Source organism: Sporocytophaga myxococcoides (assembly GCF_000775915.1).
GTDB lineage: Bacteria > Bacteroidota > Bacteroidia > Cytophagales > Cytophagaceae > Sporocytophaga > Sporocytophaga myxococcoides_A.
Window position 1 is genome coordinate 322997 of record NZ_BBLT01000006.1, and the last position, 25230, is coordinate 348226.

At 36.7% G+C, this 25230-nt stretch carries 7 protein-coding genes; 6 read left to right on the forward strand and 1 reads right to left on the reverse strand.

Annotated features, from left to right (window positions below; translation table 11 throughout):
* Window positions 1–62: 62 nt before the first annotated feature.
* A complete protein-coding gene (locus tag MYP_RS15760) occupies window positions 63–17006 on the reverse strand; it encodes a CARDB domain-containing protein (RefSeq protein ID WP_045465163.1) in 16944 nt (5647 codons plus the stop codon).
* A gap of 1093 nt (window positions 17007–18099) precedes the next feature.
* Here MYP_RS15760 and MYP_RS15765 point away from each other — a divergent pair.
* The 6 genes from MYP_RS15765 to folE all read left to right on the forward strand — a co-directional run bounded on the left by MYP_RS15765 (window position 18100) and on the right by folE (window position 24631).
* On the forward strand, window positions 18100–18744 hold the full coding sequence (locus MYP_RS15765; RefSeq protein ID WP_156140667.1) for a hypothetical protein: 645 nt from the start codon (window positions 18100–18102) through the stop codon (window positions 18742–18744).
* Between the two features lie 129 nt (window positions 18745–18873).
* On the forward strand, window positions 18874–22239 hold the full coding sequence (locus MYP_RS15770; protein WP_045465168.1) for a DEAD/DEAH box helicase: 3366 nt from the start codon (window positions 18874–18876) through the stop codon (window positions 22237–22239).
* A gap of 310 nt (window positions 22240–22549) precedes the next feature.
* The gene (locus MYP_RS15775) at window positions 22550–22729 is read left to right on the forward strand and encodes a DUF6496 domain-containing protein (protein WP_045465171.1); all 180 of its coding nucleotides are present in this window, start codon (window positions 22550–22552) and stop codon (window positions 22727–22729) included.
* A 143-nt stretch (window positions 22730–22872) separates the two neighbouring features.
* On the forward strand, window positions 22873–23262 hold the full coding sequence (locus tag MYP_RS15780) for a hypothetical protein (protein WP_045465175.1): 390 nt from the start codon (window positions 22873–22875) through the stop codon (window positions 23260–23262).
* A gap of 4 nt (window positions 23263–23266) precedes the next feature.
* The gene (locus tag MYP_RS15785; RefSeq protein WP_231570056.1) at window positions 23267–23968 is read left to right on the forward strand and encodes a sigma-70 family RNA polymerase sigma factor; all 702 of its coding nucleotides are present in this window, start codon (window positions 23267–23269) and stop codon (window positions 23966–23968) included.
* Between the two features lie 3 nt (window positions 23969–23971).
* Window positions 23972–24631, forward strand: a complete 660-nt coding sequence (folE, locus tag MYP_RS15790) for a GTP cyclohydrolase I FolE (protein WP_045465178.1) — start codon at window positions 23972–23974, stop codon at window positions 24629–24631.
* Window positions 24632–25230 lie beyond the last annotated feature (599 nt).

Below are 25230 nucleotides of genomic sequence, written 5' to 3' on the forward strand. Positions count from 1 at the left end.
GTACAGTCGATAATTTAAAATATGCTCGCATTGGAATCTTCAATTTTTATATGATGCTAAAATTATTTCTTTAGAATTTTTAATTGTATATGAGCCCATGCAGAGACAAAGAATGTTTTATCACTGATCGCTCCTGGCCTGAGCACTCCTTCCGGGCCCTCTGGTTCGGTAAAATCCATATTCAGAGACGTAAAATAATACTGCAGGTCCTGAACTGACAGACCCAAAGGTACTTTGGCACCTGTACAGACGATAGTTCTTCTTGGTGTAGGAATATCAATATTTCCTCCATTGGCAAAATGAACATGTATCGGAACGATCTGTCCGGCTCTTGCAGATCGAGGATGATCCAGATCAGTTAGCAGAAGTTCTTGTGTAGATTTCTCAACTCTGAACCCATTGAACTTAACAGCTTCTTCTCCTGAGACAGTGTCTTTGGAAACAACATCATAGTATCCATGCTCAGCTCCATTCAGATCAAATGTCGCATATACTTTGGTCGGATTTACATAGAACACTTTGCTTGCCTTTATCGGACGATTGTTGCCGTAAATATAAAATTCACAACCAGGATTGAATTTAGCTCCCTGAATACAAGTCGTTACAGGACCGGAATCTCCACCGACATCAGTTTTCACTGAGCGTATCTCAAAATGAAGGATCGATGCTTTTAACATGATAGACTGTGTATGAGTAAACTCATTTTCACCATATACCATTACATAGTAAGTTCCAGGTTTCATTTCACTGATGATAGCTTCCTGATTCCCTGAGAATGGACGGCTGAATGCAGCATCATAGATATTTCTTGTAGGAGCATCTCCATATCGGATATACAACTCATTATGATTATTCTGATCTGCGCCTGTCAATTCTACCAGAAGGGTTTCGTTCTGAAGTGAATCAGGAATTACGACTTTGTACATCAGACTGCCTTTATGAGCAAGCATAGTATTTTCAGCAATATTCAAAACAAGCTCTCTGACATCCATAAGAACTGGATTCAGACTTGATGTTTCGTTATTGTTTTCATCTGTTTCCGGAATCTGATTTCTTGCATCCGTTCTTGCTATTATATAGTAAGAACCAACGGATGCATTAGTAATACGGAATGTGCCAGTATATGTATATGAACCATTCTGAGGTAATGTCATGTAAGTTCTGCTGCTTCCCAGATAAACATCATTGATATCCCATGTTTTGTTTCGGGACAGGTAAAACTGATCTTCCTGAGATCCATTAACCGGATTGATTCCTTTATTCATTATTGTCCAGGAAATTTTAATATCATCACCAGCAGTGTATTGATCTTTATCCGCTTTTACTTCAGATATTACAAGATCAACAGGCAATGGCATTTCTATATGAATAGGAGAGGCTGCAAGGTTATTACTTTCCTGATCTGCTTCATACTGCGTATTTTCCTGATCCGTTTTAACCAATATGATATAGTTTCCGGATTCTACCAATGGTAAATTAACTTCTTTGCTCACACTGTAACTGGTTCCGGCCACAAGAGAATCAGACCGGTCAACAGATCCCAGCAGTTTGTCGTTCTTATCAATAGTAAAGTCAGTTGACAGGTAAAATTTATCGACCCATTTTTTAGGACGGGTTGTACCTGTTCCCTGGTTGGTTACAGTATATTGAATAGTTATAGGTTGGCCTGATATTCCTTCTTCAGGAGCCTGGAGATCCGTTATTGCCAGGTCAGGTATTGTGTTCGCTATGATTTGTACTGGTCTGAACGAATAATTATTATTCCTGATTCTATCGCCAGAGTTTGTTAAGGTTTTTCCTTTATGAGTATAGTCTGCTACCACAATCCAGTAATATTCACCGGAGATCGCTTCTGGTATTTCAACTTTACGTGCACCAAAATAAGTTGCCGCTGTATCAAGTGCATGTTTGCTGAAGTATGATGATAAATAAATATCAGTTCCTGGTTGCCAGATGGTATCTTTAGAAAGATACACTGCATCATCCCATTCGGCATATGCTCCCTGTCTACCGATATTTTTCACATTCCATTCTACCGGATAGCTGACGCCGGTTAATACACTATCCGGAGCTTTCAGATTCAGCAGTTTAAGATCCGGACCGGGGCCATAAGTGACAGCAACAGGACCGTACATCGTGATGTTATTGCTTTCATCCGTATGCTCATATATTTTATTTGTTGCATCTGTATACACATAGAAGTAATAATCACCTTCTTCAGTCTCAAATGGTATTGGCACATCTATAGTATATTCATAGGAGGAATCCTTCTGTAGTATAAAGTCCGCCCTTGCACCTGTTAGTAACAATGTATCTTTTTTCTCCAGATCAGGAGAAGGGGATATATAGATCTTATCTATCCATGAAGCAGATTTGGTTGCTGCTTTTCCTTCGTTCGTCACTTTGATCTGAAGTGGGAATACGGAACCGGTTTCTGCTTCATCTTTTGCGGCAGTAATTTTACTTACTTTAAGATCTGCCCATGGACTAAGGTTTACTGCCACAGGCTTATTAAAGATGTTATTGACATTTCCTCCGGTCACTTCATAGATTGTCCTTTCAGCATTGGAATGAATCTGTAAATACACAGTCCCATTGGCTCCTTCCGGAATCCTGATTGAACCTGTTAAAGTTATTGTATCATTCGGGTTTAATATTCTATTGGTCACCACTTTTACCACCGATCTGGATTTCACCTCAGTTACATCAGATGCAACAGATTCCTTTATAAATAAGCTATCTGTCCATGAGATTGAATTAACCGCTCCGGCCCCTTTGTTTCTGACAAGGTATTGGAAGTAAAGCATTTCACCTGAATTTACTGTAGTATTTAAAACAGTAGCTTTTTCCACTATTAGATCAGGAGATTTGATTGTAAGTATAGAAAGACTTCTTCCAGCATTATTACCTTTATTCTCATGTTCAAAAACTTCATTCTCACGGTCTGTTACGACAAAGATGTAATTGGCTCCTGTGATATTGTCAGGGATTGTAACCATCGCTTCAGCAGTATAGCTTTCTCCCAGATTAAGTGTTGAATAATTAGTTCTTGAACCAATCAAAACAGCTTTTTTCTCATCAAAGAATACATTATTGGTTATGTAAATTTCATCTTTCCATCTACCGGTATTGGTAGCAGAACCTCCCTGATTTTTAACAGTCCACGTTACCTTGATCTTATCCCTGTTACTTGCTGTTGCAGGTATTGACGTGACTGTCGGTACAAGATCGGAAGGAGGCAGGAGCGTTACTGTAATAGAATTGCTTCTTCCGAAATTGTTATTGTTATAAGCATGCTCAAATATCTGATCATCCTGATCTGTCATTACATGAATAAAGTACTTTCCAAAAATTCCGTGAGGCAATGTTACAGCTACTGTGTTGGTATAATACTTTCCACCTTCCAATTGTCCATTGTGAGGAACGGTAGCCAACACAAGCGCTGATCCTGAACGGAATACTGAATCAGCGGAGAAATAGATCTGATCTTTCCAGATACTGGAATTTGTCTTACCCTCACCTTTATTGATAACAGTATACTTCAAATCTACTGTCTGACCTGAAAATACATTAGATAAAGTTGATACTTCCTGTACCTGAAGATCTGGTGGAGGAGTAAGGTTTACCAGTAAATATCTTTTGTTTCTATCTATATTATTAGCGTGATTCAGCTCTTTTATTTCATTATTCTGATTTGAAACAATAAATACATAGTGCGTACCGCTTACTCCTTCCGGCAGTCGGATTGTTGCAGATGAGATATATGACTGTCCAGAATCAAGAGATGTTTTATTCGCTACTCCTGTTAAATATGAATCAATTCCATATTCAAAGGTGCTGTCACTTGATAAATAAATTTTATCGAACCAATACTCTTTGGCTACAGTTTTTCCTGCACCTGAATTCTTAACCTCCCAAGACAACATGATCTCTTGTCCTGAGAATGCGGATGCCGGCACAAGTACGTTTTTCACTTCCAGATCCGGAAGTTTTCTCAACTCCAGTTGTTGTATAGGTCCGGCTGTTTCTGCACATGAGTTTTTAGATGTAATCTGCCAGTTGTACTTTTTGCCATATACCAATCCGTTTTCAATACGATACAATATCTGATTTGTGTTCTGAACAAAAGGCATCTCAGGAATGGTTTCGCTTGCATCCCAGATACGGATATCATAGTGACTTGCATTAAGCGCAGGGCTCCATGATAAGGATAGAGGAAGGCTTAAGTCCGCCTTATTATTTAATGGGATAAGATTCTTCACTTCTGCAGGCGCCACAGGATCAATTACAGTAATCTTAATTGAATCTGAATACAGACAACCATATTCATGTCGCCCCCTTACTGAATATGTCGTAGTTACAAGAGGACTCACTTCTATAGAAGCTGAAGTTGCACCAGTTGACCACAGATAGTCAGCGCCATTGATAAGACTTAGCTGCGCGGCATCTCCTTTACATATTGTCTGATATCCTTTTCCATCAATTACAATATGAGCCTTTTCCGGATATTTAGTGGAAACTGAAGCGGTTCTGGTACACATATATTGATTGAATTTCTCAAGCCTGTAAGTACCAGTGTCAGAAATAGTAATCGATTTTGATGTTGCTCCGGTTGACCATCTGATACTATCTGAAAAATTGCTTTCCAGAGTTATGGTCTGGCCGGGGCAGAATGTTAAATCATTACCTTGTAAAATAACAGGTTGCTCAGGAAGAGGTAATACGGTGACCTTTACATTTAAATAATCATTACCAATCTGATTAGCACATCCATTGGTAGCTTTTACTCCGTAAACTCTTGTCTCTTCTGGTTTTACCTTAACCCTGGTACCCACGTGTCCATCTGTCCATAAAAACTCTTTTGCTTTTCCTGAAACAGACAAGGTTATTTCAGTTCCCTGACAAATAGTAGTATCAGAACTGATTCCAGTAACTATTGGAGCTTCATAGATAATCACCTTAACTTTCTGCTCATATTTACAACCTTCCTTATTTTCAATAAGAACAGAATATTCAGTTGTCGTATCCGGATTAACAGTGATGGAACTTGCTGTTGCTCCTGTACTCCATTGATAATGATATCCGTTCTCTACAGTAAGGGTAGTAGATTCACCTTTACAGATTTCCTTTTTGCCAACTATATATGGAACTTTAGGATCTTCTATTTTAACTGTAGATGTTTTAACACAACCATGTTTACTTACATGGCTTAATGAATAAATACCCTGGCTTAAGACAGTAATGTATGGTGTCGTATCCCCTGTTGACCATTTTATATGTTCTGAATAGTCTGAAGATGTTAGGGTAATGGCGTCTGTCTCACAGAATGACAATGTACTGGAACCTGTAGCAACAATAATAGGAGCTTTTTCCGGGCCCGGTAAAACATCAACCACGATGGAGGAGGAAACAGTTTTATCTGAACATACACTACCAAGAGCAGTCACAGTATAAACCGTTTTTACAGTAGGGTTAACTTTAATCGTCGAACCAGACATTCCGTTTGACCAAGAAAAACGAGTAGCACTACCCTCAACTGTCAATACAGCATCACTACCAGGACATACTGCTGAATCTCCCTTTATGGAAGTTATTTTAGGAATCAGGTTTCCAGCCCTTACACTAACTGTAACATTACCTTCCATTTCACAACCATCATCTGATTTGTATTTTACATTATAAGTAGTTGTCTTACTTGGAGACACAACAATTGCACTTGTAATTTCTCCTGTTGACCACAAGAATGAATGTCCACCGTTAATAACAGCCAGCGAAACTTCCTGACCAGGGCATATAGTGGTTGCAGATGTGGACAATCTTGGTATAGGCGGACTCTTGATTTCTATTTGAGCTGATGATGAACAGCTTGAAAGAGGTGCGATATGTTTTACTGAATAATAACCTGGGCTACCTATTTTTATTGATTTAGATGTTTTTCCTGTTGACCAGATAATATTATCCTTAATACTTGAGGTAAGAGTCACAGAATCCCTGACACAAGCTCCGCCAAGACTTCCTACAGCGGTAATGACAGGTATTTCAGGACTAGGAATCACATCCACTATTACCGTGTCTGTATTAAAGCAACCATAAGTATTGTAAGCTTTTAATACAAAGATGGTTTTATATCTCAAATGGACAGGCTGCACTTTCTGAGTGGCATAAACAGTTTCTGAACCTCTGATATGCCATGTATATGTATTCCCGCCACTGGCAATGAGAGAATATTGAGCACTCTCACAAATAGTTGTGTCCTTGCCTGCATAGGCTGTTGTAGCAGGGAAGTGGTGAATGACATGATTCATAATAGAATCATTATCCCTGTTTGAATCATTATCTAGTGTTGTAAATATATCAAAAGAATATAACGTGTGATCGTTCATCAGCACCGGAGTCTTAAAGGTATAGTTATAAGATTGTCCACCTTTAAGTTTTATTCCTGTGAGTTCTTCACTGATCTTCAGAGTATCATTAAGCACATAGTGAATAGTTATATTTTTCAGTGTGTCTACTCCGAAGTTTTGAAGTTTTACAGCAAGGTATTGATTGCCATCCAACGTACATCCGCTCTTAGGGCCAATTACAGAGGTAATCCCTATGTCATTAGTAATTAATCCTGAGCCGAATTCATCAGCCCCAATATCAGGAGTTTGGGCATGACGGGTATGACCTTCTATATCTGTTTTGACAATACTTACAGGGATACCTGCTCCATCCAGATTTGACTGGCTTACACGTGGGCTTGTATAACTCTCGAATACAGGATCAATTGATAAAGAATGAGTATCCATTCCAGTAGCAGCCTGAAACGATTCAAGACTTTTATAAGATGAGTTCTGCCACATAACAAGCGTTTCTCCGGCAGAGAACAGATCATTATAATCGGAAGTGATTGTTTGAGAACCAGAAACGTTTATAGAACGACCTCTTCCAAAGTGAGCGAATATGTTATTTTTTACCTGAATATTTCTACCTGACTGAATATTGAAGGCTTCATATTGATACGTACCAGTTCCTGATATCCTAACACTATTGTGATAAACCCCTGCATTATCGCAAGAACTGAGATGGATCCCGATATTCTCTTCAGATTGTGTAAAACTAATGAAGTTGTTGTAAATCAAAATAGGTTCAGTAGTACTTCCTGTAGCTGTGTTCAGATAAATACCTTTACTTCTTGTTCCCGGAATGATAGTCTGATTGCCTGAAATACGCAGACCATTTCTTGAGTTAACAGCATAAATTGCATAATAATAGTTCTCATGAGAAAGTGGAGTAATAATATTATTTTCTACAACTGTATTTCTAGGATAGTTAAGATAAATACATGACTTAGTCTGTGTATGGAAAATATTTCCTGAAATGATGTTTGTTTGCGGATTTGAACTGGTTCCATCCATATACAGGCCATAAGAACCATCCTGGAATACATTACCTTCAAAAATATTTCCTGTTGAAGGGCTTGTAGCTGAGATCAGATATTGGCTTCCGGAATAAGTATATCTTTTTCCACTAAGCACACAATGCTGAATAGTGATATAATTTGTTCCTTCTTTCATTACCAGCACATTGGCATAATAAGTATCCAGTGCTTTTAATGTAATGCTCTTAAATGTTATGTAATTGACTCTTTTTAAAGAAACGATATAGTTTTTGTCAGATGTTGATTTAGAATTGATTGTCGTTTTGGTACTGTCTCCGGATGCGGACGTAAAGGTTACATTGTTAACGGATGATATTCCCGGAACTTTTGTTATTTCAATCTGTTCATTATAAATCCCGTCTGCCGCTCTGAACTCTACCGGACCTGAAACGCCGTTATACATAAGGGCTTCTGTCGCTTTGGTAAAGTTAGGGAAATCTGCATCCGTTCCACCGATGGTATAAACACCTGAAAGAGCAGGAGAGATGTTCTTTATGTTTATTGTATCATTTGATGTTTCTGTATCTGCTGTACCATTAGGATTTGAAACCCATGCTTTCAGCTCATATGACTTTTGTCTTTCAAATTCATATATACCAAGGTTAACCGATGTACTTCTCTGAGCTCCTAACGATCCGCTCCATGTGATACGGCTTTGCACTGATCCGTTTATAGTCCAGTCAATGATTGCACTACTCAGAATTTCTGAACCATTATTGAACAATGTTACTGTAACTTCCTGTGATCCGCTGGCAATAGGAGGTACCGGCTGTACCATTGCGACAAGGGAAGCATCTGTTCCTGAAGGGTTAAACTCATACGCACCTATATCCGTAAGTGATTTCCTTGTTACTCTATTAATATCAATATTGAGACCACCAACTTGTGGAGCTATGTCATTTAATTGAGCATTAGAGATAATACCTTCAGATGCATTTTTAAAGTTCGGATTAACTGCCAACGACTGATTATCTTTCCCTGTTAGTTGCTTCCATTCTTGCAGATCTTTGATATCTTCATTATAGAAGCCAGTATATTTTCCTTTTGAATAAAGGTTATTGTAGTTGGAAGAGAAAGATCCTTGTTCAAAGTAAACCACATATCCTTCATCCAAGACAGCAAGATTGTTGTTAAACAGCCTGTTGTTATTTCCAAGCAGTTTTACAGCTGCAACATCCTTGTCAAGAGAGGTACTCTTGATTCTTATTGTATTATGATATATTTCAACATTATCGGAATAGTAAACATAAATACCTCTTGCAACAGATGTTCCTGTAATATAGATGTCATTATTCGCTATCTCCTGAGTTTGTGAACTGTTCAATGATGTGAGATCTATACCCGAACCGCCATTGCTAAGGGTTATTCTATTTCCAATAACACGGCATTTCGTAATCATACTTGATAGTTTTATACCTGCCACGTTCGGGAAACTGCTGTTGCTTTCAATTTTGTTGTATTGCACTGTAGGTGCATCCAGACTAATAAGGTATATAGCTTGGGCATAGGAGTCTTTAAACTCATTTGATTGAATCAAAAGTCCTTGCTGATATTTACTGTAAGTGCTTAGACCAGATACATATACACCATATCCGGCTTTATTAAAGAGCGATCCTTGAATGATAAGGTTATTGTTGCACAGGTCACCTGCTTTAGAATAAATAATGGCCTGATTAACTGTTGAATTGGTGGATGTTACTCCATTAAACACCACATTGGATACTGTAATGTTATCTGATCCGTCTTCTATGCTCAGCGCTCTGCTATACAATGCACTGCTATTGCGGAAAGAAATATTTCTGAAGGTAATTCCATCTGCTGAAACTAATTGAATCAGATAGTTTTTCTCTGAACTACCTGTATTGGATATTTCGACATCTGTCTTGGCCCCGCTCTCTGATTGGAATACGACAGAGTTTCTTTTCGAAGCACCAAATATTGAAGGTATAACAACCTGTTCATTATAAGTACCTTTTCGAATGTTGAACTGGACAGAATCCGCTACACCACCTTTAATCAGAGCATCTACAGCATCACTGATCTTAATAAAGTCCGGATTAGTTCCTCCGATGGTATATAGCCCTTTTAATGCAGGATAAATCGGACCGCTTATGACAGTGTCATTGATACGATTATTATCCTCCATACCATTTGGAGCCTCTGTCCAGACTTTTATAGTGTAAGCTGTTTTAAATACAAAGTTGAAATTCCCTAAAGTTACCAGAGTGGTATCTCCCAATGCAAGGTTGCCAGTCCATGCAAAATCAGGTTGTTGAATTCCATTGATCGTCCAGTGAATGGTCGCTGATTCCAATGGAATGTCTCCGAAGTTTCTTAATTGTATTGCAATTGGCCTTGTCCCCGGAAGAAACGGCTGAACAGGACTTGCTATCTTATAGATACCTGCATCATTCGCATCAGGAACATTTTCATCTGCACCGATAGAAGGTTTAGTCAAACTTCTGATTTCACCATCAATATCTTCCTTAACTGCCGGAATTACTTTTCCGAGTGTATTCAATGCTACTTCCGAAGAACGCAAAATAGTATCAGACTGAAACTGAGGGTCAAGAGCGAAAGAATTAAAGTCAACACCTCTGGCTACCTGCCAGTCAATAAGCTTAGCATGAGAAGCAAAAACACTGGAACCTTTTGTATAATAGTTGTTATAATCCGAAGTCAGAGCTGAGGAGATATCATCAAATGAAGATGCAAAGCCCGGCCCTGAATTAGCAAAGATGTTATTTACAACGGACAGATATTTACAGGTATAACTTTTATAAGCACTGGCATTTAATGAAGTGCTCGTGTTGAGTACAGAATTGAAATAAACTTGTGTATACTCTGAGTTAGACAATTCAATACCATAAATATTGTTTGTGCCTCTGACCGTTATAAAGTTATTGGCAATAATTCCGTTTTTTGCTGTTACATATTCTGCCAGTATTCCTGAAGAACCGTATACAACTTCAATTTTATTTTTGTTGATCAGAAATGCGTCTGAAATGGTTCTGACAGAAATTGCATCGTAATAAATATTTGATTTTCCGGAAATGACTTTATTACCTGTAATCTGTATGTTATAGATATAGCCCACATAAATTGCACCTGACCCCTGTTCTTCAAAGTAGTTGTTTCTTATTATATTATTTCTGTCGTTTCTGCTTACCGAGCTTATGTATACACCAAAAGCTCCATCTTTTATGTAGTTATTTTCAATAAGGTTATTATTGTTTGAAAATTCACTTGAGTTCACATAAAAGTTTATGACAGCAGCGTTAGTGGTTGTTAAATTATTAACACCATCAAAATAATTGTCTTTAATTATATTGTTATCGGCACCGTTAAGCAAGTCTATGCAGATACCATAAGTAGAGGTTGGAACGAAATCAAGATCAATTATTCTGATGTAGTCTGCACCTTTCAACTGAATGATATAATTATCTGAAGACTTTGATGCAAAAGTAAGTTTAACAACTCCTTCTGACTTTGGCTTAAAGGTTACAGTACTTGTATCTGAAGTTCCGTAAATTTCCGGAATTATAAATTGTTCTGTATAAGTATCAGGTTGCACATGGAATTCCACATTCCCTGCAACACCAGCTGAAGTAAGTGCAGCAACTGCTGATGTAAAATTTATAAAGTCCGAATTCTCTTTACCAATAGTATAAATACCGCGCATTCCGGCACGCAGGTTATTCACTTTTAGTGTATCGTTATATGGATTGTTATCAGAAGAATTGCTTATCCATACTTTTACAGATATAGTTGCTCCTGATACAAGATTAAAATCTCCTACAGACACTTCAACGCTTTCAGAAGGGGCAAGCGAACCAGTCCATACTTTTGCAGTTTTTAAAGTATCGTTTACTGACCAGGACAGGTTAGCAGTTTCAACTGTTTCACTGCCATTATTGAAAAGAATTACTTTAACAGTCTGATTTCCAGCCGGGACTGGTGCAAGGGGAGAGGTTACAGATAATAATCCAAGATCACTTCCGGATATCATGTTTTCGTCAGCTCCAAGGTCAGGGTGTTCACCACGAAGGTCACCGTCTATATCAGTAGTAAAACCAGGAAGGGCTATTCCTCTGTTGTTGATCCGCGGATCGTTTGTCTGCCAATCTTTAGCAGCAGTAAATACAGGATCAATGTACAAAGAGTGCTGGTCTTGTCCTGTTGCATTCCAGGACTCTTTCATGATACCGTTATTATCCAGGTTAAAGAGATATTGTCCTTGTGAATAATAGTTATTATAATCGGAAGTAATCGTTTTTGAATTGTTGATAGTTAATGCAAACCCCAGGTTCCTGCTGACAGCTATGTTGTTTTTTATAACGCAGTTTGTGGTATTGTCTATACTAATACAAGTTGAAGAAGCATGATTATTATTGAGAATGAATGTATTGAAGTAAACCTTGAAATTTTTCGCTCCATAAATGTCTATTGCTTTTGCATTTTTTGATCCTCTTATATTGATATAGTTATTGGCTATAACAGTCTCCACTGTATCCGGATTTGATGCTGTGCTTACATAAATACCGACAGAACCATCACTTACATTGATTTTGTTACCTGTGATTATTTGTCCTATTGTACTGAAAAGGTAAATTCCCTGTTCTTTGTCAATGTTTATCGTATTATTTTTAATAGAGGAGTAATACTGATTGGATAGGAAGATTGCTGTATATTTCTGTCCGCTAAATGTGTTATTGACTATTTGATTGTATTCATCATTTCTGCCTGATGATGAATTACCTGATAAGGATATACCATAATTTCCATACTGAATATCATTGTTAATAAACAAATTGTACTTATTGTTTAATCCTGCAGTATTGGAATACATTTCAATTACATTATAATACCCCTGTGTAGCAGAAATTATTCTGTTATTTAAAAATTCGTTACCTGTCGTCCCATTAATTAAGCTTACCACTACTGAATAAGAAGAATTTTCAGATTTTATAGTGATATTCTTAAATGTTACATGATCAGTACTGTCAAGTCTCAATACATAGTTGGAAGACGAATTTCCTGAGTAATAGGAAAGCGTAACTGTTGAGCTGTCAGAATTTTCCGATTGAAATATCACTCTTCTTTCAGAATTTGAGCCTTTAATTTCTCTAAGTCTTATTTGTTCCTGGTAAGAACCCGGTCTTACGTTAAATGTAACTTTACCTGCTATGCCGATATTATTCAAAACAGCCGCAGCTGCAGTGAAAGTAGGAAAATCGGGATTGGTTCCACCTATGGTATAAACACCACTTAATGGTGCGCCTAATCCTGGAACAATTAATCTGTTGTCCGTAAGGTCAATATCAGTGAGGCCATTTGGATCAAGTGCAGCTATTTCGAACTTATACAATTGTCCTTTCTTAAAGTCAAAATTACCAATTACAATGGTATCAGATGTATTAGCCGCCAAATTGCCAGTCCAGAGATAATCTGTCTGGGCCGTTTCGTTGATTTTCCAGTTAAGAGTAAAACTATTGATTGCAGTAGTTCCGTTATTCCTTACAATAACAGATACCGGATTTATACCTGCAGAAAAGACCTGGTCAGACAGGAGGAGCTTGTGCAATACAAGATTTAATCCTTCCGGATCAAACTCTGCTGCTCCAATATCAGGGAACTGACTTCTTGTTATATTATTTATATCATCTGTTACAAGAGACGTTGATTTTGCAGTCCCGTTTAGTTTAGGGTTTGTAACCATATAGGAATCCTCTTCAATCATAGGATCAATTGAAGATGAATTATTATCATGCCCCGAATATGCTTTCCACTGATGTAAAGTGTACTGGCTGCGGCTGGAGTTATAGGAGTATATGATGCTGGTACCCTTGGTAAAATAGTTATTATAATCAGCCTTTATGTTTAAATAATCATTGCTGTTACTGAGGTAAAAAGCATTACTGGTTCCATAATTGATAAAATGGTTATTATATATATCAATGGAGCTTGAATTGTATAAATAACCGCTATATTGGCTTGTATTGCTTCCTGCTCCTATAAATGTATTATGATAGATGTCAGCTTCCTTTGAATAAGAAATAATGAATGGTCTGGAAGTCGATGCATTCCCTGTCCTTACATAGTTATTTGCTATCAGGGTTCTTTTTGATGCTGTTGCATTAATATTATCCAGATAGATGCCATAACCACTGTTAATATTGATACTGTTTTTCAGGATTTTTATTCCTTCTTTAGCATTAGAAAGATCAATGGCTCTGAAATAGGAATTAGTAGATAGGGTTGTAATTTTATTTGATATTATCTCCGTATTGGATCCATTATACATTCTGAAGCCACGAGAATACTGGTTCTTTAAAGTATTGCCTTTCAGTATCATGGTCCCTGATATATCAGAAGGTTGTGAATACACTAAGAAACCGTAAGCATTATTTTCCATCAGATTATTTTCAAAAAGTAAATTTCCTGACGGGTTTGTTTTGCCTGATATATATACGAGTGAATAGTTTTCTCCTTCACTGGTGGTTTCTTTACCTGTAAATACGTTATTGGAAAAATGTATATCGGAAATGTCTCCCTGAAGGTCAATGGCTTTTGCATAATAATCACCATTGATCTTAAAGGTCATATTCTTAAAATAAATATGGGAGATGTTTTCCAGTCTTACGACATAATTTGAATCATAGTCATATTGATTTACATAATAGCTCAATGTTACCTTGCTGCTGTCTCCGGATTCTGACTGGAAAACAATTCTGCCTTCGGGTCCGGAACCTGATATATCAGACAAGGCAATATGTTCATTATAGATGCCATCTCTCACAAGGAAACTTACACCTCCTTTAATACCACCATTTCGTAGCTGGCTTTCAACTTCTTTGAAAGAGGTAAAGTCAGGAGTTGTTCCACCAATAGTATAGGATCCGGATGGTAAAGCTGCATATAAGTTATCCTGAGAAAGAATGTTATCACCTGGATTTAAATCGTCCTTATTATTTGGTAAAGAAACTTCTACACTAAGTGAATTTCCTTTAAGAAAAGGAAAACTTTGAGGGCCAAGGTTTATCTCTACAGACTTTCCTTTTTCAAGATTGCCATTCCATTTTTGGACAGGTTTAATTTCACCATTAAATGTCAGTTGATAATCAAAAGAAGTGATCTTTTCATTTCCGCTGTTAACTACTTTGAATTTTACATCATAGTTACCGGAAAGGAAAGGTGCTACAGGTACAATTAGTGCCTGCAAATGCAAGTCTGCACCTGAAGAGGTAAACTCATCCGCTCCGATATCGGGATGACTGGCATCTCTTGGTTTACCTTCCAGGTCTTGTAATACTTCAGCTATAGGAATACCTGCTCCATCCAGTGAGCCTTTTGTACACTTATATCCATTTTCCTCAATAAATACAGCATCTACAGAGACTGAATTAGAATCAATTTTTGAAAGAAGCTGCCAGTCGCTCAGCTTTTTCAGTTGCTTTCCATTGATCCAAAATGTGGTTTTACCTGCGGAATAATAGTTGTTATAATCAGAAACAATATCAGTAAAAGTTTCATTAACATTGAAGGCTGCAGCAATTGCCCCTCCACGTGCACACACATTGTTATTGTACAATTCAATCTTATTGCCCGTTCCGCTAATATTGAGACCTGAGCTTTGTTCATTGGTATTGGTAATATTCAAGGTATTATATACAATTGCAAGATTCTGACAACCTTCTGCAACCATACCGTATACATATGCACCTCCATCCCCATGGAAAGCATTATTGCTTATTAGCGAACGCCTGCCTTCTGAAGAAGTTATATTTCTTACATAAATTCCATAGCCTACGATATTGACATAGATATTATTCTTGTCAATGGAAATATTTTCAGCTTTATCAACATATATACCTCGGTAATTCTCAAGCCTGGTCGCTTCAATTTTGTTCCCATGTACCTTTAGATCAGACATATTAACAAGATACATAGCTCCGGAAAACTGTCTTAAAAACGTGTTGTTTTCAATAGTCAGATTCTTTATAGTTTTACTCCCATTGTAGCTTTGGTCTACATAAATTCCATAAGACCCCAGGAATATGTCATTATCCTTTAAAAGAATATTATAGCATGGAATACTGTCTGTTCTCCCAAAATAGATAGTAGATGAACTTCCTGATCCAGAATTATAGTTTTTACCTAAAATTTTATTGTTGATAAATGATATATCATGTGATCCCTCTTCAAACAGAACAACGGTTCCATAGTCATAGATAGAATAGGAATTGGCTATTGTAAGGTTTTTAAATGTTAAATATGAAGCCCTTTTGAACGCAAGAAGATATTCTGCACGAGTGTTTACATCTCTTTCAATTATCGTACTGTTTCTGTCTCCGGAAATGGATTGAAAGGTAATTGTATTCAAAGGGGAGGCACCTGTAATGGCTGGAAACTTCTGATTTATATAATGTGTTCCATCTGCAAGATTAAACACCGTTGGTCCGCTCACACCCGCATCAATCAACGCATTCAGCGCTGCGTTTAAATTATCAAAATCAGCATTCTCTGTTCCTACACTATAGCTGCCTTCAAGAGCTGTATAAATTGTCTGGGTTATGGTATCCTGAACAGCTGGAGTATAAGTTCCATTAAGGTCAGATACCCAGGCTTTAAATACATAGTTCTTCGCTTTCTCAAAAAGTATTTTGCCAACAGAAAATTGATCTTTATTAAAGCTATTGCCGGAAGCTGCATCCAGCCCTTTTGTCCATTTGAACGAAGTCTGAAGTGTACCGTTAATCTCCCAATTAATCGTAGCTTCCGTAAGAGTCTGAGTCCCATAATTGGTCAGAGATACCCAAACGTCCTGATTCCCCTGACGTACACTTATCTTAGGTTCCGGCCTGTCTAAAGCTGCGCTTATTTCAGAAGGCTTATTTTTAAGACTCAGGATATTGGTTCTTAAATTAGTATACCCTGCTTGAGGAAAAACATACCTCATACTATTCAAGGTACCAAAGATTACAGTTCCTGCTCCCCACGGCTTTTCTGCAAGTACGATATGTGAATGATTTTCTTTATTAACAAGCAGTGGCTTTAATCCGCTGCCCTTGATAATCATATTTGCTCCGTTGTTTGTACTATATCCCCAGAACTCTTCTCCAACAGGCTTTTTAGGGTCGTTGAATATTTTATGGGTAATGTCTGAAGATATAATTGTATCTGAAACAAAGTTCGGATCCAATGATACCTCGCCAAATCCTAATAATAGCGTATTTCCATACATAGGATTGGAATTGACAAAGAGGATGTTCCCCTTTTTTACCCAGTCCTCAAATTTGGTTTTATTCTGGGTCCAGTAATCATGCATGTAACCAAAATGATACTGTTCTCCCTCAACATAAATGTAATTAATACCTGAGTTAAGTAATGAATCCGTATTAACCGTCTCAAATTCCAGTTGTTTCCACTTTCCAACCCCAAATGCCATATCCATACTTTGAGCAAAAGAGGTATGTAAAGTACCACCTCTTCTTGAGACCATCATAACCTGTGCTTCAGATTTGATTACAAATGCAGTAGTAAGGAAGAGAAGAAGAAAGCAAAAGGATAATTTATTTTTCATTATATTTTTCTGATTAAGAAAATGCTTAAATTTTATAAACCTGATCTCTTTGTTGAATGAAACAATTGATCAGTTTTTAAATCATTCCAACATCGTGATAAAACAATGCTTTTGGTGATTTAACTATATAATATATAGGAGCTCAACTGGAGAAAAGGAAATACCTGGACTTGAATTGAAGAAAAAGTAAATTTTGAAAAGCATGAAAGACTTCCCTTTCATTGTAATCGATTGAATTGATCATTATAATCTTATTAAAAGCCAGATACATTGAACAATCTTCAGGTTCTGAATGCTGTAGCGTCTGGATATGTATTTCAAGTCCCCCTTGATATATTACAGTTCTACAAAATTATCCTGCAAAGACCATTAAATAATTAACAATTGTTAAGAAAGCTTTGAGTTTTATTATTTAACACCTTATAATTTGATTTATAGTGGGTTATTTTATCCACATATATTGTCTTATGTGGAACTCTTGCTAATACATATTTAATGAATAATTAGAACAGTACTCCAGGTTATTTTACAAATGATCGTTTTGGCTTTAAGAACGTTTTTTGGGCGAATAAGAATGTTCTTTTTTAATTTGATAATGAGGGACTTTGAGAAAAATCAATTGAAAACATTGTTTATAAAATGCTTTGATGAAAAGTATGAAGAAATTAACATTTTAACCATTTATTATGAAGAAGGCTTTATAACTTCAGGTTGAGGTGCATAGTGCAAAAATACTTAAAGAAGTATATTTAGATCTTAGAAAGACAGAATAATAGTTGGATCAAATAGTGCTACAAAACGTCTCATTTTTAGTAACAAAGCAAAAGTATTGGCAATTCCCAAGATAGACTTTTTAAACCCTTCAGAAGCAAAATTATATGTAAAGTCTATCAGATTTAGATGGGCAATAGCCTTATAGTATGAGAACCAATTGCATCCAATAAAACTTTGCAAAAATTAAACTATATTTATATTTAGTTTTTAAAGAGTATAAATTATTAAAATGGCCTATAAGCACAATTTCTTTTTACTCATTGCAAGTTTGTTGCTTTCTTATTTTTGTTACGGGCAAAAGGAATCTTCTTCAACTCTTATGAACACAAAGCAAATGGATGAATTCGAACTTACTCCGAAAAATGCACATCCTAAAGCGAAAAAGCTTCTTAAGGAAAGTTTCTATTGGAGCCCTATTGACCCAACCGGTCCATTTGGAAGTGATGAAGGATCAGATGCATTCTACGGATTCAGACAATGGCGCTTAGCAAACAAAAGTACAAGTCCTTTAAATTATTTAGATGAATTGATTAGTAGTTGGGACTTTCCAAAGTTTGACTTGAATGAATCGGACACTTCAATAATAAAAGAATATATCACAGCCAAAAGCAATACAAGCTCTGATGTTTTTAATAATGCTGTGTTAATGGAGCAATTCAGGCAAATAGCAAAATCCTCCGGAAGCGAATTCAGCGAAGAGCAGTTTAAAGAGCTAATAACAACTATATCAGGAAGTATGGGAGGGACCTTTTTAACAGGAATTGACAATGCCGTCATAGCAGTGGGCTTTGGTCAATTTGTATTAGAAGGAAAGATTGATGAGGATATAAAAGCTTTAACGCAAACTGCTATTAAGAGAGAACTCCTCCCCATCCTTATCGAGAAATGGACAAATGAATATCAGGCAACAAGAGTGAACCAACTGAACCAAATGCTGAAAGTTTTGGATAAGATGAATCAATAAATACCCAATAAAAAAATAAGATCCGTTTTTTTAAACGAATATTAAAACCATTGTATCTGCAATCCAATAATTTTCATGCCTTTCTCATTCCAACAAAATCCCTTAATTTTGAACAGGAAAGGACTTTAAATGAGCAAGCCAATACATGAGTACGTTATAGAGGAGGTAAACTTTGCTTCGTTCAACAAAGGGCTTCTTTTTACCCATAGTTCAACCCTTGTCGCTACCGATTCCAGAAGTTTTTTCGATATTCAGCCTGAAATAATTGATATTGATTTCATCTCATTTTCAACCCTTTCCAACCTCAGAGATTCACCAACGGTTTCAGTCAGAAAGGAGGAGAGCTCATTAAAGTTTACCTGCACATGTGGATTTCCGGGAGACAAATTATGCAGTCATCAGATCCAGATCCTTTACAACCTCATGGATCGAATGAACCTGCGGATTTTCTTTGATGAGAAACTAAGACATGAAAAAATAAGAGAAGCAGCCAAAGAGTACGGACTTGAAAATGAACCTGATCCTGATGAGCTCTTTCAGATAGAATATGATCGGAGAGCTGTTGCCATAAAACCCAGGCTTAAAGGACTATTCGCAGTTAATGATTTAACCAATGCTTATTTTAAAGAGCATGTGCTGCCTAAGAAAGAAGTGCCTCAGGAAGAAGAGTTTGATTCTTACAAGCAAACCATCCTTGTATTTGGAAAACATCGTTACTACGACCACTTTGTTATAGAGCTGTTTGAAGCAGAAACTACTAAAGATGGAAATATCAGGAACCCTTTAATTCCCATCAATTCAATAGATTCCGTCTGGAAAACACAGGATGTTGACATACTTAAATTCTATGCTGCAATTGCCGGTTGTCAAAATAATTATTCCGAAACAAAATCACAATCAGATATAGAAGGCTTAAAAGCTGTTGTAAAAAATCCTTTAGGTCTGCCTGCATTCTTTCACGATCATAATATTACTGAAAAGATAACTGCTCAATCCATTTTTCCCGTCAGTCTTAAAAGCTCACGAATGGAGCTTGCACTTTCTGTTGATTTGAAAGAGCGCTTTCATGAAGTATCAGCAGAACTGGTCATTGAAGACCAGTTGTATAATCTGAAAAGCCTTCAGCTGAAATTCGGTTATTTCATCCGGATAGGAGAAACCATGCATCTAATAGAGGATGAAGACCTTGCCAGAGTGATCAGCTTCTTCAGACAACAAAACCACAAAGTACTCATACATCCTTCCAGGTTTGATGCCTTTCAGCAAACTTTATTGGCAGGACTGGAAAATAAATTTAGGATTACCTATTCACATATAAAAAAAGCAGCGCCTGCTTTGCTGGAGGAACAAGGCTTTACAGCGCCTTCCGAAAAAATCATCTACCTTTCTGATTCTGAAAACTATGTACTTATCACTCCGGTGATGAGATATGGTAATGTAGAAATACCAATCCTTTCCAAAAGACAGATCTATACAAAAGATCAGAATGGCAATACTTTCCTTGTAGAAAGAGATCAGGATGCTGAAGATCGTTTTGTTGCATTCTTAGTAAGACAACATCCGTTCTTTCAGGAACAGCAGAATGGTGATTGCTACTACCTGCACAAACAAAGACTCCTGGAAAACGACTGGTTTCTGGATGCATTTGAAGAATGGAAAAACTATAGTATTACTATTTTAGGTTTTAATGAATTGAAGAGCATTCAATACAGCCCTAACAAGGCTTCCATTAACATAAAGGTCAACAGTGGCATCAAATGGTTTGAGACAACCATAGATATAAAATTCGGCGATCAGAAGGTTTCATTAAAACAATTACAAAAATCAGTAAAGGACAAAAGCCGCTACATTCAGCTGGATAATGGAACGCTTGGAATCCTTCCTGCTGACTGGCTAAAGAAATTTTCAGCTTACTTCAATGCCGCAGATATTGATGTGGTAGCAGGAATGTTAAAAACTCCCAAAACAAATTTTAATGAAATCGCAGAGCTGTATGAAGAACATCTTCTTTCTGATGAAACACGTCATCAGATAAAAAATTTCCGCCATGCTTTTGAGCATTTTGAATCGATTCAGGAAATAAAGATCCCGAAGGAGTTAAATGCCACCCTTCGCGAATATCAGAAACAAGGCCTTAACTGGCTCAACTTCCTTGATGACTTTGGCTTCGGAGGTTGTCTTGCGGATGATATGGGTTTGGGAAAAACAATTCAGATCATTGCGTTTATTCTTCTACAAAGAAAGAAACAGACTCGTAATACGAACCTCATAGTAGTACCTGCGTCCCTGATATATAACTGGCAACAGGAGATTGAAAAATTTGCTCCTTCTATAAAAGCACATACATTTCACGGAGCAGGAAGAATAAAAGATATCTCTGACTTTGACAACTATGAAGTCATCATTACAACCTATGGAACATTATTGTCAGATATATCTACTCTGAAGAAATACAGCTTCAACTATGTCATTCTTGACGAATCTCAGGCCATTAAAAATCCTGAGTCACAAAGATACAAAGCGGCCTGTTTGCTCCGATCCCGGAATAAACTGGTACTTACAGGTACGCCTGTTGAGAACAATACCTTTGACCTCTTCGGACAATTTTCTTTTGTCTGCCCTGGCTTGCTTGGCAGCAAGCAACAATTCAAAGGACATTATTCTATGCCTATAGACAAGTTTGAAGATAGCGGAAGGGCAAAAGAGCTTCGCAAAAAGATCCATCCGTTTTTATTAAGAAGGACAAAAAGGCAGGTAGCAAAAGAATTGCCTGAAAAGACTGAGATGGTATTGTATTGTGAAATGGGAGAGCAGCAAAGAAGTATATATGATGCCTACGAACAGTATATGCGGGACTTCATAGCTGCAAGAAATGAAGATGAGCTAAATAAAGAACATATTCACTTCCTGAAAGGGCTTACAAGATTAAGACAACTTTGTAACTCCACAGCATTGATCAGTGAAAATAAAGCTTATGGAGAGGACTCTTCTAAAATAGATGTATTAATGGAGGAGATTGAGAACAAACATCAGGAACATAAGATCCTTGTTTTTTCTCAGTTTGTATCCATGCTTGACCTTATAAAAAAGAGACTTGAAGATAAAGGTATTCCACATGCATATCTGACTGGACAAACAAAAGAACGAGCGTCTGTAATCAATGAATTCCAGAAAAATGATCAGGTAAGGGTTTTTCTGATCAGTCTGAAAGCTGGTGGTACAGGCCTCAATCTGACAGAAGCAGATTATGTCTATCTGGTTGATCCATGGTGGAACCCAGCGGTAGAAAATCAGGCAATTGACAGAAGCTATCGAATAGGTCAGAAGAAAAATGTGGTGGCTGTGAGGCTTATTTGTCCGAATACAATAGAGGAGAAGATTATGAAATTGCAGCAGACCAAAAGGGAACTGGTGAATGATTTAGTAAAAACAGACAGCTCTATTTTAAAGGCCCTCTCCAGGAAGGAGTTGCTGAGTCTGTTTAAAAATGTATGAACTGGGACTGGAATTTATGGGATTAATGAAAAATAAAAATTGTCTGAACTGGGATCCATGGGATTAAAGGATAGACAGGATTATCTTCGAAAACCTTTTTACCCAAATAATAAAGTCAACTATAAATCAATTGTTCTTGTTTTTATAAGGAACAATCGATAGGAATGATATGGCTAAAATTGTCTGAATAGGATCCATGGGATTAAAGGATAGACAGGATTATCTTCGAAAACCTTTTTACCCAAATAATAAAGCCAACTATAAATTAATTCTGCTTGTTATTTCATAAGAACTAATCGATAGGAAGGATATGGCAAAATATGATAAAAAGGCTCAGGAGAAGGTCGAAGAAAATATCAAAGAGATGAAAGAAGGGAAGCTCAAATCAGGTCGTTCCAGAAAACCCGTAAAGAGTAGGAAACAGGCAATCGCAATCGGACTTTCTGAAGCCAGAAAAGAAGGAGCCAAAGTTCCGGAGAAAAAGAAATAAATTTCTTATATGAGGGCTTTCAATAAAGGAAGTCCCTCATACTTTTAGTTTTCAGCTTTCTACTTTAAGCTTATTTTAAACTTTTTTGTAACCATTTTCTTGTTCAGTTACTCTAATGAAGTATAACACAAAACAAAATAAAAATGGTAACATCAAATACAAGCACGCTAAGAACTGTTTTTAATTTATTAAAATTCACTTATGTAATTGTACCAATTGCTGCTGGTCTGGACAAGTTTACAAATATTCTTACCCACTGGGAAGATTATCTTAATCCAAGCCTTGAAACCATGCTGCCTTTTTCTCCTCACATATTTATGATGGTAGTAGGAGTCATTGAAATAATAGCAGGAGTCTTAGTATTGGTAAAACCACAAATAGGAGGACTTATCGTCGCAGCATGGTTAACACTTATTGCAATAACCCTTATCACAGGCGGTCACTATTTTGACGTAGCTGTAAGAGATTTGGCAATGGCCATAGGAGCATTTTCTATGTCAAGACTTTCCGCTTTTGCCGTTAAATCGTATTAGAGAAATGTTAATTATTGCACCACATCAGACAACTCACAAAACGCAATATAAGAGTAGCGACATGAAACTTGACCAATATTCAGACGGAGAAATTATACAAAAAATCCTGGAAGGAGAGATTGCATTATTTGAAATACTCATCCGAAGAAACAATGCACATCTGTATAAAACTGGCAGGGCTTATAGTTACAGTCATGAAGACACCCAGGATCTCATGCAGGATACTTTTATAAATGCCTACATAAATTTGGCAGGTTATGAAAATCGTGCTTCATTCAAAACCTGGATAACCAAAATAATGCTTAACAATTGTTTTAGGAAAAAACAAAAATCAGGTTATAAGAATGAAATTCCTGATGAAATCAAAACAGAATGTACTCCTATGTTTGCAGATGAACAGTCAGCTGATATGACTAAAACCATTCTTACCAAAGAGTTGGGACTGGTTATTGAAAATGCTTTACAGCAATTGCCTCTGGACTATCGTTTGGTATTCTCCTTAAGGGAGATAAACGGAATGAATGTTTCTGAAACATCCGACATATTAGGGATAAGCGAATCAAATGTAAAAGTCCGGCTCAACAGGGCAAAAGGTATGTTGAAAAAGGAAATTGAAAAATCTTACACTCCCTCAGAAATTTTTGAGTTTAACCTTGTATACTGCGATGCAATGGTCAAAAGAGTAATGGTAGAAATAAAAATATAATAAATGAACGCAATAACTGAAATATCAGATATAGGAGAGGAGCATATCGGCACTTCCATTGACACTCCACTACGTAAAGATGCCTTTGAAATGGATGATGAAGTTAAGATAGAACTTATTCAAAAACATTTTAGGGAAATCATATTTTTGTTAGGTCTAGACTTAAGGGATGACAGCTTAAACGGAACTCCGCACAGGGTAGCTAAAATGTATGTAAAGGAAGTTTTTAGCGGATTAAATCCTGCAAACAAACCTCGTATTAAACTTTTTGACAACAAGTATCAGTACAATGAAATGCTGATTGAAAAGAATATAACCCTTTATTCTTATTGTGAACATCATTTTGTTCCTATTATCGGTAAGGTCCATGTCGCATATATTTCCAAAGGAAAAGTAATAGGTCTGTCTAAGATAAACCGGTTGGTGCAATACTATGCGAAAAGACCACAGGTGCAGGAACGCCTTACCAATCAGATAGCCGAGGGCTTAAAAGAAGCTTTACAGTCTGAAGATGTGGCTGTAATTGTAGACGCAGTACATCTATGTGTTTCCTCCCGGGGAGTTCAGGATATTTCAAGCAACACCATTACAGCAAACTATTCAGGAGCTTTTCAGGAAGCAAAAAAAAAGGAAGAATTTTTAGGATTGCTAGGGAAGTTATAGGGTTTGAAGTTTTAAATAAATCTTATTACTAATTTATTTTATGTTTATCAGATTCTTCGCAGGGATCACAATGAACAAAGAAAAGAGATTTTATCAAAGCTACCTTTGCAATGCCGAATTTGTGAAATATCTTAACTTCTTAAGCTGCATTTCTAAGTACAGGTTTCACTAGAGCTTCATCCCATATTGAAATAAAGCCACCTATTCAGGAGGTCTTACCCTTCATCTTGTAAAGTTTTCTTCAGCCCCAGGGTGAGGTGATAACCGACACCTTGGGGTGAAGTCTTATTCTGTTTACAAAGTTAAACTCACAATCCTTTATATACCTCAAACCTAAGAACCTGTGTTTCTATGCTTTTAGTATATTGGTTCACAAATGTAAACTGTATTTTCGACTTCAGAATACATTAATCAAAATACATTCTCGGTATCAAAAGTTACATTATCAAAGAAGCTGCTAACTTAACTTCAATTCAAAAAAGGGATTACCATATTTCTAATTTGGAATCAAAAGAATATATAAAGTTTAAGAAATTAAAATGCATTACTCACTAAGCAGAATAAAATGATATTAATAACTCAAATTTTACTTATTCAGA